Below are 12,631 nucleotides of genomic sequence, written 5' to 3' on the forward strand. Positions count from 1 at the left end.
CGCGAGGTAGAGGCAGGCTTCGGCGCCGTAGAGACCACCGACGACGGCGCCGAGCGCGGAGCCGAGCGGGCGGGCGCCGTAGCTCATGATATTGATCGCGGAGACGCGGCCGAGCAGCGAGGGCGGCGTCACCGATTGCCGCAGCGTGGTGGTGGAGATCACCCACAGGATCGGGCCGACGCCGAGCAGGAAGAAACCGAGGCCCGCGAGCAGCGGCGTCGCAATCCAGGTGGTCAGCGCCATCACGAGTGAGGCGACGAGGCCGGTGACCGGGCCGAGCCCGATCACGGTGCCGAACGCCAGCCGCTTCATCACGCGGGTTGCGAACAGCGCGCCGACCACCATGCCGACCCCGTACATCGCGAGCGTCGTACCGACGCCGGTCGCGCTGAGCCCGAGATGGCGCACCGCATACGGCACGAACACGGCGAGCAGCAGGAAGGACGCAGTGTTGAAGATGAACTGGGTGATGAACACCGGCCGCAGCAAGGCGTGATGCATCACGAAGGCCGCGCCTTCCTTGATGTCCTGCATCGGATGACGTCGCGGGGCAGGCTGGCGTGTCGGCTCGTAGATCCCGGCGAGCAGGACGACCGCAATCGCCGACAGCGCCGCGGCAAAGCCGAATGCGGGCGCAGCGCCGACCCAGCCGACCAGCACGCCGCCGAGCGCGGGTCCGCTGGCGAAAGCGACGGTGCGCGCAAGTTCGATACGGGCATTCGCCGCCGGCAATTGCTGCGAGGTCACCAGGGACGGGACCAGCGCAGGAGCTGCGACGCTGTAGGCAACCGTGCCGCAGACCGCGATGAAGCCAAGCAAAGCGAGCAGCGGCAAGGTCATCGCGCCGAACCACAGCAACAGCAGGATCGCGGCAAGGGCCGCGGCGCGCAGCGCCTCGGAGCCCGCCATCACCCAGCGCCGCGACACGCGGTCAGCCAGCAGGCCGGCGGGAATTGCAAACAGGATGAAGGGCAGCGTCAGTGCGGTCTGCAACAGGCCGGTCTGGCCTTCGCCGACGCCGAGCACCAGCACGGCGACGATGGGCGCGGCCGCAAGCGCAATCTGCTCGGCCGATTGCGCGGCGAGGTTGGACCAGGCCAGGCGATTGAAGGTGGCGGGCAGGCGCGGCGTATCGGCGGACATGGCAGAATCCTTGAGGAAATTCGATCTGGCCATAGTGTGTGGTTGGAAGACGCCCGATCCCACCCGTTTCCCGACAACGCCAAAAACAAGGCCCGCCGTGAGAGGCGGGCTTTTCATTGGACAACGAAATTCGCTCTGCAACCGCATCGGACGTGCGTTCCCTCTCCCGCTTGCGGGGGAGGGTTAGGGTGGGGGTCTATCCGCGAGTCGCATCGTGGAGAGAGCCCCCACCAGGATCGCATCTTCGATGCGATCCGACCTCCCCCGCAAGCGGGAGAGGTGAAGCGCATCTGCCGTCAGACCGCTTCACAGCGGTTTGGCAGCCGGGGTAAGTTGGCCGGTGATGGTCCCGACGAGAGCGGTTGGCGCGCTTTCGACGCTCACTGCCGGTGTTTCGGCGACCTCCGTCTTGCGCTGCGCCAGCGCGCTGGTCAGGCTGGTGAGCGCGTCGGGGCCGGCCGGGAAGCCTGCCTCCGAGAGGATCTTGTCGATCATCGGCTTGAACGCCGAGACCGACAGCAATTGCGCGGCGAGGCCGTCGCCGAGCCCGAGGCCGCCATTGCCGTTGGCGTGGCCGTTGGCGCCGCCGCGGCCGAGCATGCTGCCGGTGTCGAAGATCCGGATGTCGGAGATCTTCTCGATCGGCTTCACCGCCTCGGCGAGCGCGCTCGGGATCACGTTGATCCGCGCGAGATTGAGATCGTAGGCGATCATGTCAGCGCTCAGCTTGTTGCGCGCCTCCGCCTTCAACGTCGCGACTTCCGCTTCGGCCTGGCCGAGCGCCTTGACGCCGGCGGCGCGGGTGGTGGCTGCGTTGGCGTCGGCTTTCGCCAGCACGTTGGTGGCCTCGGCCTTGTTGGCCGCAGCCTGCTTCTCGGCTTCCGCCATCACGGTGATCGGCATCGCATTGGTCTCGGCAACCTTGCGCGCCGCGATCACGTTGATGATCTTGTCGCGCTCGGCGACCTCGGTGGCGCGAGCGGTGGTGACCTTTTCCTCGGCTGCGATCGCGAGTGCGCGTGCGGTCTCGGCGATGGTCTGGGCTTCCGACTGCTCCTTGCTCTTGGTCGCGACCGCGATCGCTGCCTCCTGCGCCACGATCTGGAGCTCGCGGTCGGTTTCGGTGGTGCGGCGCTTCACGGCAAGATCGGCCTCGATCTTGCGGGTGTCGCGCGCCTGGTTGGCCTCGGTCTGCTTGTTGGCGACCGCGAGCTCCTGCTGGATGCTCGGCCTCGTTCTGCAGGGCGGTCTGTTCGACCTGCGCCGTTTGCGCCCGCATCGCGGCGGTCTTGTTGGCAATGTCGCGCTGCTGGGCGAGTTCCGCCTCGCGCTTGGTGCTTTCGATCGTCAACGTGGTCTGCCGCGCCACCAGATCCTGCTGCGCGATATTGACCTCGGTGGTGCGGACGATCTGGTTGCGCTCCTGTTCGCGCTCCTTGGTGATCTTGGTCAGCGTGGTCAGGCCGTGCGCGTCGAAGAAATTGCTCGGGTTGAAGTGCTTGATGTCGCTCTGGTCGAGCCGTGTCAGAGACACCGATTCAAGCTCGAGACCGTTGTTCTGGATGTCGGCGCCGACCGCGTCCTGCACGGCCTTGACGAAAGTCGCGCGCTGCTCCTGCAATTCCTCGAGGTTCATGGTCGCGGCGACCGAGCGCAGGCCGTCGACGAACTTGGCCTCGACCAGCTCGCGGAGCTCGGCCGCGTCATTGGTGCGGTTGCCGAGCGTCTGCGCGGCCAGCGCGATCGACGAAGAGTCGGGTTTGACGCGCAGATAGAACTCGGCGCCGATATCGACGCGCATGCGGTCCTTGGTAATCAGCGAGTCCGGACCGCCGCGCGCGACCTCGAGCCGCAGCGTCTTCAGGTTCACCGCGGCGGTGGAGTGGAAGATCGGCAGCACGAGCGAGCCGCCGTCGAGCACCACCTTCTGGCCGCCGAGGCCGGTGCGCACATAGGCCTCATCGCGTGTCGAGCGCTTGTAGAGTTTTGCGAAAAGCAGGCCAATGACGAGGATAGCGAGGACGCCAATGGCGACGGGTACAGCAAGTTCCCACATATGTTATGCCCTGTTGGAAGATTGTTGTTGTTCAATAAGGTCGGAAGGAGCGGCGATCGCAATGAATCCTTTGGCATCGCGGTCGACCAGCAACACGCTGGCGCCGACCGGCAATGCCTCGGACTCTGCGCTGGCCCGCGCCGACACGGTGTGCCAGTTGCCGAAGACATCCTTGAGACGGACCCTGCCGGGCAGGCCCTGATCGAGCGGGCCGACCGACACGGTTGCGACCTTGCCGACAAAGTCGTTGTCGTTGACCGCATAGCTCTCGTCGCGCGGAATGATGCGGGCGAGGCCGCGGCTCGTAGTTCTGATCACGGGGATGCTGACTGCGGCAGCAATCACCGCGGCAATCGAGACCGGAATGGCGGTGCCTGCAGCATGCGCCAAGCCCTGAAGCAGGAAGCCTCCGATCGAGAATATGCCAAGTATCAGGATGATCAGGATCAGGAGGGGAAGCCGCCCGGCGTTGATCCAGAGAAACAGGCCACTGAGAGCATTGTGGCTCTCGGCCTCGACCGCGAAATCCTTGCCGACGAGTTCGCTGATCGAAAGTCCGACCATGGTGGTCAGCAGCTCGATACCGCCAAGTGCCACCATGATCGCAGCCGCGACCGCGAAGGGCCGCACGTCCGGGGCGAGCAGAATGTCGCCAACTGCACTCATTTTTCTGACTTGATCCTTTCAAGCCGCGCCGCGATTTCCTTTTCGCGGTGCAGGCGATCGAGTTCGTCGAGCTCCTTGTCGCCGAGCACGCTTGCAGCGGGAACACCGGTGACCCGGGCAATCGCCGCCATGGCGCGTTCGGCACTCAATGTATTGGTCGTCGATGGGCCCCGGCTGGTTTCGTCCTTGGCCTCGCGGATCAGACTTTGTTCGAGATCGGCTAGTCGCGCCTCTGCCTCGCGGCGCGCGCCGAGCATGGCTTGCAGCGCCTTGATCTGCTCGTCGATCTCGAGCTCGATGAAATCCATCGCGCGTTCCAGCGCGATCACCTGCGACTCCAGGTCAATTTGCCGTGCGACGCCGGCGCGTGCGAGATCCTCGCGACTTTCCGCAAGTGCGAGACGGATCTTCTCGTTCAGAGCAGTCGTCTCGGTATCCAGTTCTTCGCGCCGCCTCTTCAAGCGGAATTCTTCGGCGCGCGACTTTCCGAGCGCATAGCGCGCCTCGTCGGCGCCGGCGTCGATTTCGCGGATCGCCTGCTTGACCAGCGCGACCTTGTTGTTGCTCTCGACGTTGTCGATGGTCTGACTCGCGATGGCGGCAAGAAGCCGGCCCATGCGCGCAAGGATGCCTTCGTGAAGCATGGTCTTCTCCTCCGGTTGTGCTGATTTCGATTTGACGGCGATGTGGATTTCGTAGCCGCGTCCATCCGAGATCAAATGCGCCGGGAAGGGGCTTTCCCAGCCCGAGACATATCCCGGCACGTCGAACGGCACCAAGACGCGTCCGCTGACAGTGCTAATGGTCAGTGAAGTTGGACCCTTGATCGCAAACAACTTGTCGTCGAGCGGTATCCGGCGGACGGCGGCGCCTGCGATGTAGTTGGCGCGGTCGCGCAGGCCGAGCGTCACCAGCCGTGCGGGCAGGCCGGTTTCCTTGCGGATCCTCTCGTAGGCCTGGGCGTGCAGCGAGACCAGGTTGGCGCCGACGGGCGCGACCTCGGCCAGGATCGCCATCATCCGGTCATAGGCCGCAAAGGTCGCCTCGATCGCCTCGATGCCCGACGGGTCGGGTGCGAGGGCGTAACGCAGCGTTGCGGTTGGCGTCTCGACGGGTAGCTTGATCATGCATCTAACGTAAAGCACTTCTTCAGTACTTTACAAGACAGGCAGTCTGTATCATTTTCGTGAGCCTAGATGCAGTTGCAAATGAGTTGCAATAACGGGAGAGATCGGTCATCCTTGTCGGATGGACGCTCGCACTCCTGAAACGTCTCCTATTTCTGTTGCCGATACCGTGCCAGGGGGCTGGCGGGGCGACGCCGGGCATGCGCGCAGCCTGCCCGAGGTGAATGCGACCGTCGCGGTACCAACCACGGGCGTGTGGTGGCGGCGGCTGCTGGCCTTCGCCGGGCCGGGCTACCTGGTCTCGGTCGGCTATATGGACCCCGGCAATTGGGCGACCGATCTCGCGGGCGGATCGAAGTTTGGCTACACACTGCTGTCGGTCATCTTGCTCTCCAACCTGATGGCGATCCTGCTGCAGGCGCTTTCGGCCCGGCTTGGCATCGCGACCGACCGCGACCTGGCGCAGGCCTGCCGGGCGACCTATTCGCGGCCGGTGAATTTGCTGCTGTGGCTCGCCTGCGAGGCCGCCATCATCGCCTGCGACCTCGCCGAAGTGATCGGCACCGCGATCGCGCTCAAGCTGCTGTTCGGCATTCCCCTGATCGGCGGCGCGCTGCTTGCGGCGCTCGATGCGTTCCTGCTGCTGCTCCTGATGAACCGCGGCTTCCGTTTCCTCGAGGCCTTCGTGATCGCGCTCCTGATCGTCATCGCGGTCTGCTTCGTGGTCCAGATCGCCGCCGCCGCGCCGCCGATTGCCGGCGTGATCGGCGGCTTCATGCCGTCGCGCGAGATCGTCACCAATCCGGAGATGCTCTACATCGCGATCGGCATCATCGGCGCCACCGTGATGCCGCATAACCTCTATCTGCATTCCTCTATCGTGCAGACCCGGGCCTATCCGCGCACCGAGGAGGGCCGGCGCGACGCGATCAAATGGGCGACCACCGACTCCACCATCGCGCTGATGCTGGCGCTGTTCGTCAACGCCGCGATCCTGGTGCTGGCGGCCGCGACCTTCCACAAGAGCGGCCACTCTGACGTCGCCGAGATCGACCAGGCCTTCGAGCTGCTGTCGCCGCTGCTCGGCCTTGGCATCGCCTCGACGCTGTTTGCCGTGGCGCTGCTGGCCTCTGGTCTCAACTCGACGGTGACGGCGACGCTGGCCGGCCAGATCGTGATGCAGGGCTTTCTCGACCTCAAGCTGCCCGACTGGTTGCAGCGGCTGGTGACGCGCGGCATCGCGATCGTCCCGGTCATCGTGGTCGCGGCGCTTTATGGCGAGAGCGGCACCGCGCAGCTTTTGGTGTTCAGCCAGGTCGTGCTGTCGATGCAGCTGCCGTTCGCGGTGATCCCGCTGGTGCGCTTCGTGTCCGACAGGCGGAAGATGGGTGCGTTCGCGATTTCGCGCCCCGTCGCGGTGGCAGCATGGATCGTCGCCGGCCTGATCGTGATCCTGAACGTGAAGCTGCTGATCGATACGATCTTCGGCACCTGGAGCGCCTGACTGAAGAGGCGCTAGTCCTGCGGCTCGGCCAGCGCCTCGCCTGACGCGTCGACGCGCAGCCAGCCCGACGGCGCGAGCCGCTGCTGCGGCAGGAAGCGGCCCTTGTAGTCCATCTTCTTGGAGCCCTCGATCCAGTAGCCGAGATAGACGTAGGGCAGGCCCTGCCGGCGCGCGCGGGCGATGTGGTCGAGGATCATGAAGGTGCCGAGCGAGCGGGCCTCAAGCCCGGGCTCGAAGAAGGAATAGACCATCGACAGCCCGTCGCTGAGCACGTCGGTCAGCGCCACCGCCATCAGCTCGTCGCCGCGCCCGGTGATGGCGCTGTCGGCATTGCGCTTGCGGTACTCGATGATCCGGGTCTCGACATGGCTGTCCTCGACCATCATGGCGTAGTCCAGCACGGTCATGTCGGCCATGCCGCCGTTGCGGTGGCGGCGGTCGAGATAGGCGCGGAAGACCGAATATTGCTCCGAGGTCGGCACAGCGGTGCGCTGCTCGCCGATGATGTCGGCGTTACGGGCCAGTACCTTCCGGAAATTGCGGGAGGGGCGGAATTCGTTGGCGACCACCCGGACCGAGACGCAGGCCCGGCAGGCGTCGCAGGCCGGGCGGTAGGCGATCGATTGGCTGCGGCGGAAGCCGCCGTGGGTCAGCAAGTCGTTGAGATCGCCCGCTTTGTCGCCGACCAGGTGCGTGAAAACCTTCCGCTCATGCCGGCCCGGCAGATAGGGGCAGGGTGAGGGCGCCGTCAGATAGAACTGGGGGGTATCACGCGAGTGCTGGGTCACGTCTGATCGTCGGGCTCCACATACAATACAGGCAGCCGAGTTAGCATCGCCCCCCGGAGGCTAACGGTCAATTGGTTTAGGCGGGCCTAATAGGAGGCCCGCGCGGCCGGGGTGACCTGGGTCCGGACCGAGCTGTTGATCATGACGGTTCCGAGGACGATGTCGTGCAGCAGCCGGCGGCGGCCGTTGAGGAGTCCGACCAGCAGCACCAGCGGCGACAGGAACGAGATCGTCACCCAGAACAGCACCGCGTGGGTGGCGCCGAGCACGAAATAGCCGCGCGCGCCGTACCACGTGCGCAGCTCCAGATCCATCATGCGCATGCCAAGCGTGGCCGAGTGCTGGCCGCCGATCGAGGCGCCATAATAGACGATGGCCCAGACAATCGAGGCCGGCGACACCAGCCAGAACAGCGCCCAGCCGAGGCCGAGCGTGACGACGCCGAAGATCGCAATAAAGATCACCGCCAGGATCACCGGCACCGATAGCACGAAGAGGTCGATCAGGAACGCAAAGACACGCCGCGTCAGCACGCCGCGGAACAGTTCCGGCTGCATCAACGGATCGAACGCATGCGGGGGGAACGCCGCCGTCGTTGCGCCAGGTGCCGCTGTCATTGCCGTAGGACATGACCAACCTCCGATGAAACTCCCGCGCAGGACATGGGAGCACGATGTGCACCTGCCAAGTCCGCGCGAACATTAACTAGCCGAAATATTCCGGCGATTCGGCGGCCGAAACCGCCCGCCTGGTGTAGGCTGGAGGTTGCGTGACGGCGGGGGACATATGGGCACACAGATCGGGTTGCGCTGCCGCTGTGGCGAGGTTCGAGGCGTGGTCACGAACGCCGCGCCGACGGCCGTCAATCGCGTCGTCTGCTACTGCGACGACTGCCAGGCGTTCATGCATCGGGTCGGCCGGGCCGATCTGCTCGATGTCCACGGCGGTACCGACATCGTCCAGGTCGCCCCGGCGTCGCTCAGCTTCATGCAGGGGCATGACAAGATCGCCGGGCTGCGGCTGACGCCCAAGGGGCTGTACCGATGGCACACCACCTGCTGCAATTCGCCGGTGGGCAACTCGCTGACACCTGCCGTCCCGTTCGTCGGAATCGTGGCGCAGGCCTTCGACGGCGGCGCGGTGCGCGTGGACGAGGTGTTCGGCAAGCCAACCGGCGCAATCCTCGGCAAATATGCGATCGGCGAAGCTCCGAACGGATCGACCGGCTTCAACCTGCCGCTGATCCTGCGCGCGATCGGCAAGGTGTTGGGCTGGCGCCTGCGCGGCAAGGCCTGGCCGCATCCGTTCTTCAAGCGCGAGACAAATGAGCCGATCTACCCGCTGAGGGTGCTGTCGCAGGACGAGCGCGAGGCGCTGCGCCCGCTCTGCGGTCCACGTCCAGCCGCGCCGGCCGCACCCGTGTAGCGCCCTTACGATTCCGCCTTGATCTTCTCGGCGGCCTTCGGCGCGAAATAGGTCAGGATGCCGTCGGCGCCGGCGCGCTTGAAGCCGACCAGGCTCTCCATCATCGCGCGCTCGCCGTCGATCCAGCCATTGGCGGCGGCGCCCGCGATCATCGCGTATTCGCCGGACACCTGGTACACGAAGGTCGGCATCGCGAAATGGTCCTTCACGCGGCGGACGATGTCGAGATAGGGCATGCCCGGCTTCACCATCACCATGTCGGCGCCCTCGGCGATGTCGAGCTCCACCTCGCGCAGCGCCTCGTCGGAATTGGCGCTGTCCATCTGATAGGTGCGCTTGTCGCCGGTCAGCGTCTTGGCCGAGCCGATCGCATCGCGGAACGGGCCGTAGAAGGCGGAAGCATATTTCGCCGCGTAGGACATGATCTGGACGTCGCCGAAGCCGTTGTCGTCGAGCGCCTCGCGGATCGCGCCGATGCGGCCATCCATCATGTCCGACGGCGCGATCACGTCGCAGCCGGCCTCGGCCTGGGTCAGCGCCTGCTTCACCAAAACCGCAACCGTCTCGTCGTTGAGGATCTTGCCGCCCTCGATCAGCCCGTCATGGCCATGACTGGTGAAGGGATCGAGCGCGACGTCGCAGAGCACGCCGATATCGGGAAACTCCTTCTTGATGGCGCGCACCGCCTGGCAGACCAGATTGTCGGGGTTGAGGGCCTCCGAACCTTGCTCGTCGCGCAGGGCCGGCTCGGTGAAGGGGAACAGCGCGATGCAGGGGATGTTGAGTTTTGCGGCGCGCTCGGCGTCGCGGACGATCTGGTCGACGGTGAGCCGCTCGACGCCGGGCATCGAGGCCACCGGCGTGCGGGTGTTGTGGCCATCGACCACGAACATCGGCCAGATCAGGTCGTCCGTGGTCAGCACGTTCTCGCGCACCAGGCGGCGGGCCCATTCGGACTTGCGATTGCGGCGCATCCGGATCGTGAGGTCGAGCGAGGGGGAGGCGAGGGCATCAGTCTGGCGCCGCGGCGTATCGCGCAGTTCGATCGGGCGCCCGAATTTGATCGCCATGTCTTGTTCTCCTCGACGGACGGCTGGTCTGGACCTGATATAGGTCTGGTTCTAGCACCTGTCAGGGGCGCCGTCATTGCGCCGCTATTGCACCCCTGTTGCACTCTTGGCGCCCTTGATTTGCCGCAACGGCGATTGATTTTGGGCCCCCGGCGGGCCAAGACTGCGCCATGAACCCCATTTTGCAGCCGCCATGCGGCGATTCGGATGTCTGACACCTCTGCACGCGATCAGGCGCGGGACAACGCCATCTCGGTGAGCGCGATCTCGTCCGACCGGATCGAGCCGGACGACAATGCGTGGACGCGGCGCCTCGTCATCTTCCTGCGCATCATGGCCGTCGTCTCGGTCGCCAAGGGCCTCTATCACTGGGCCCAGGTGACGGGCTTCGTCGGCGGTGAGGAGGAGGCCTTCGAGAACCAGTCGATGGCTTGGCAGACCGCCACGATCTATTTCGCCGTCATCGAGCTCGTCGCCGCCGTCGGGCTCTGGCTCGCGACGCCGTGGGGCGCCGTGGTCTGGCTGACCACCGTGGTGTCGATGGCGGTCATCGAGCTGATGTTTCCGGGCATCTATGGCGGCAGCCTCACCGTGGTCGGGCTCGAGGCCCTGATGCTCGCGGCCTATCTTGCGCTGGCCTGGATGTCGGCGCGCGAACGCCCGCCATAGGCCCGCGCGCTGCAATGGCTTGATGCACTGTTGCCCGGCTGCGACAGCGCGGCGAAGAGCTGACGGTGACAGCCAATATTTGGCAGTCGTGCGCGCAACGAGAAGACAGCGTCGCTGGTTCTGCTAGGTGGATGCCTCAGATCGCATCCCCATTTAAGGCGTCCCATCGCGGCAGCGCCTTTGCGGGACCTGCCGTCGGGACCCATTTCACCGGATCTCGGCGCGTGTGCCGGCCGGCTTTGCGCGGGCCGACGGCGGAACCGATCTGGCCGCGGCGGCAAATGAGGACAGCTCGCGCGCGCCACACGCGTCCCGCCCCGATGCACTCCCATAAAATTTTCGAAGAATTTTCCGGTAACCGATCGGTCACCGTAAAGGGTTCCCTCATACCCGTTACGCCACCGTTTCGAATTCAGACGCTGCTGTTTCCGAATGTGACAGGTGAGGCACACGAAGCGTGAACAAGGGCCCGCCACCGTCAATGAACAGTTGCGAAAAGTCCTTGATCCATGGGCTTAATCCACGATTCACTGTCTTAAATTCATGATCTCTTTATTCTCTTATTTAAGCGGATATTCAAACGGCCCCCTTACGTTGGACCTATCAGGCGGGACACAAGTTTCGTCGAAATAAAGTCGATAAAAACGACAAACAGGGGAAGTGTCATGATGAAAGCCGTTGCGACAACGGCGGCGGATGCCGCTGATCGCGCTACCGGTCAAGCTCCGGTGCAGCCGCTCTATCTCGAAGCCCTGACTTTGGTGGAGCGGCTGCATCGCCGGCTCCTCGACGTCATCAAGGACGAATTCGATCGTCGTGGCCGCGCCGACATCAACTCGGTGCAGGCGCTGCTCCTCTACAATATCGGCGACAAGGAACTGACCGCCGGCGAACTGCGCACCCGCGGCTACTATCTCGGCTCCAACGTCTCCTACAATCTGAAGAAGCTCGTCGAGCTCGGCTTCCTCGATCACCAGCGCTCGCGCGTCGATCGCCGTTCGGTCCGCATCCGTCTGACCCCGCAGGGCCAGGAAGTCCGCAAGATCGTCGATGCGCTCTATCAGAAGCACGTCAAGACGGTCGAGCAGGTCGGCGGCATCTCGAACGAGGAGTTCGCGAGCCTCAACAAGTCGCTGCACCGCCTCGAGCGCTTCTGGACCGACCAGATCCTGTATCGCCTCTGAGCCTTCCTCGTTTTGCCTGATGGCCAAGCCGGCCGCCCAGAAGACCGGCAGCCTCCCTCCAGTCAACGCATCGGTCATGCCCGGCCGATGCGTTTTTCATGCTGCACCTGCGAAAATAAATGGGTCCCGGCGAGGAACCAAGGCGTTCCCTGCGCTTTATCCTGTCTCCCAATGGAGAGGCAGGACATGCTGGTCGAACGCGGGATTGAGGTGCTGAACGTCGAGGTCGTCGGTGACGCCTACGCGATCGCCTCGAATTATCTGCGCAAATCCGGCGTCATTCCCGACACATTCGCGACCAATGAGCGCCTGCTCGGCATCGTCGTGAAGCTGTTCCAGCGCGGTGAGCTGAACCGACTCCGCCTCGCCAACAAGGCGATCGCGAAGTTCGAGGCCGAGACGCTGGTGGTCGCCTGAGCGTCAACCCGGAGACATCAATGGAAGCCGCGATCGATCGGATCATGCAGACGTATGATCTGCTGCTCAACCGCACGTCCGCTGCAAGCGACGAAGCACGGGCGAAGGTGACAGAGTACGTGCAGACGCTGTTCGAGGCCGGCGAGCGCGATACGCATCGGTTGACCGTGTGCGGGCTGACCTATCTGCGTCAGCTCGACGGCAGCACCGACCATGTGAAGGCCGGGTTTACCGGGCTGTAAGGCGTACTTTTCTGTCGTCCCGGCGAAAGCGGGGACCCATAACCACTGGATTGTGTTGTTGAGGCAGGCTGGGGCCCCAGCGTCGCGCAACGATCGCCATCGGTGGTTATGGGTCCCGGGTCGCGCTTCCGCCTTCGCTCGTTGAGCTACGGCGGACAAGTCGCTTGCCCGGGACGACGCGGATGGATTCAATTGTCAAACAGCCACTCGGTATCATCACACGCGAAAGCGGTGATCCAGGATTCCAGAGACGTCTGTGCTTGAGCCGAGAGGCTGCGGCGTACTGGATCGCCCGGTCGAGCCCTACGAGATTCACACATCTGCTCGGAGTTTCCAGCCA

The 12,631-nt window shown here is 64.6% G+C and carries 12 protein-coding genes and 1 pseudogene; 6 read left to right on the forward strand and 7 right to left on the reverse strand.

The window, feature by feature from the left end; translation table 11 throughout:
• From H8B02_RS38280 to H8B02_RS38295, 4 genes and pseudogenes are all read right to left on the reverse strand, one after another.
• On the reverse strand, positions 1-1,143 hold a 1,143-nt coding region (locus H8B02_RS38280; protein ID WP_229170938.1), incomplete at its 3' end, for an MFS transporter.
• 306 nt (positions 1,144-1,449) lie between these two features.
• Positions 1,450-3,199 (reverse strand): annotated as a pseudogene (locus H8B02_RS38285) (flotillin family protein).
• A gap of 3 nt (positions 3,200-3,202) precedes the next feature.
• On the reverse strand, positions 3,203-3,865 hold the full coding sequence (locus H8B02_RS38290; protein WP_229170939.1) for an OB-fold-containig protein: 663 nt from the start codon (positions 3,863-3,865) through the stop codon (positions 3,203-3,205).
• Positions 3,862-4,992 (reverse strand): PspA/IM30 family protein, encoded by a 1,131-nt coding sequence (locus H8B02_RS38295; RefSeq protein ID WP_229170940.1) that lies wholly within the window; start codon positions 4,990-4,992, stop codon positions 3,862-3,864. The genes H8B02_RS38290 and H8B02_RS38295 overlap by 4 nt, the downstream gene beginning before the upstream one ends.
• Positions 4,993-5,113: 121 nt before the next feature.
• Between H8B02_RS38295 and H8B02_RS38300 the strand changes: the two genes are divergently transcribed.
• The gene (locus tag H8B02_RS38300; RefSeq protein WP_229170941.1) at positions 5,114-6,496 is read left to right on the forward strand and encodes an Nramp family divalent metal transporter; all 1,383 of its coding nucleotides are present in this window, start codon (positions 5,114-5,116) and stop codon (positions 6,494-6,496) included.
• A gap of 11 nt (positions 6,497-6,507) precedes the next feature.
• On the opposite strand, the gene H8B02_RS38305 is transcribed toward H8B02_RS38300, so the two are convergent.
• The gene (locus H8B02_RS38305; RefSeq protein WP_092114746.1) at positions 6,508-7,284 is read right to left on the reverse strand and encodes an arginyltransferase; all 777 of its coding nucleotides are present in this window, start codon (positions 7,282-7,284) and stop codon (positions 6,508-6,510) included.
• An 86-nt stretch (positions 7,285-7,370) separates the two neighbouring features.
• Complete coding sequence (locus tag H8B02_RS38310) at positions 7,371-7,901, reverse strand: RDD family protein (RefSeq protein WP_229170942.1); 531 nt, start codon at positions 7,899-7,901, stop codon at positions 7,371-7,373.
• 169 nt (positions 7,902-8,070) lie between these two features.
• Here H8B02_RS38310 and H8B02_RS38315 point away from each other — a divergent pair, with 169 nt between their 5' ends.
• On the forward strand, positions 8,071-8,709 hold the full coding sequence (locus H8B02_RS38315; protein ID WP_233287922.1) for a DUF6151 family protein: 639 nt from the start codon (positions 8,071-8,073) through the stop codon (positions 8,707-8,709).
• 5 nt (positions 8,710-8,714) lie between these two features.
• Here the strand turns inward: H8B02_RS38315 and hemB are convergent, their stop codons facing one another.
• Entirely contained in the window at positions 8,715-9,779 is a 1,065-nt protein-coding gene (gene hemB, locus H8B02_RS38320; protein ID WP_229170944.1) for a porphobilinogen synthase, read from the reverse strand.
• 207 nt (positions 9,780-9,986) lie between these two features.
• On the opposite strand from hemB, the gene H8B02_RS38325 reads away from it, so the two are divergent.
• The 4 genes from H8B02_RS38325 (at position 9,987) to H8B02_RS38340 (ending at position 12,291) form a co-directional block, all read left to right on the forward strand.
• On the forward strand, positions 9,987-10,448 hold the full coding sequence (locus H8B02_RS38325) for a DUF6163 family protein (protein WP_016845013.1): 462 nt from the start codon (positions 9,987-9,989) through the stop codon (positions 10,446-10,448).
• Positions 10,449-11,113: 665 nt separating this feature from the next.
• Positions 11,114-11,632: a transcriptional regulator LdtR gene (gene ldtR, locus H8B02_RS38330; RefSeq protein ID WP_018271925.1), complete on the forward strand. Its 519-nt coding sequence runs from the start codon at positions 11,114-11,116 to the stop codon at positions 11,630-11,632.
• Positions 11,633-11,818: 186 nt separating this feature from the next.
• Positions 11,819-12,049: a hypothetical protein gene (locus H8B02_RS38335; protein WP_092125669.1), complete on the forward strand. Its 231-nt coding sequence runs from the start codon at positions 11,819-11,821 to the stop codon at positions 12,047-12,049.
• Between the two features lie 20 nt (positions 12,050-12,069).
• Positions 12,070-12,291 carry a hypothetical protein gene (locus H8B02_RS38340; RefSeq protein ID WP_092114742.1) on the forward strand — a complete coding sequence of 74 codons (222 nt, stop codon included), beginning with the start codon at positions 12,070-12,072 and terminating at the stop codon, positions 12,289-12,291.
• Positions 12,292-12,631: the final 340 nt, after the last annotated feature.

This window comes from Bradyrhizobium altum (genome assembly GCF_020889705.1).
GTDB classification, from domain to species: Bacteria; Pseudomonadota; Alphaproteobacteria; order Rhizobiales; family Xanthobacteraceae; genus Bradyrhizobium; species Bradyrhizobium altum.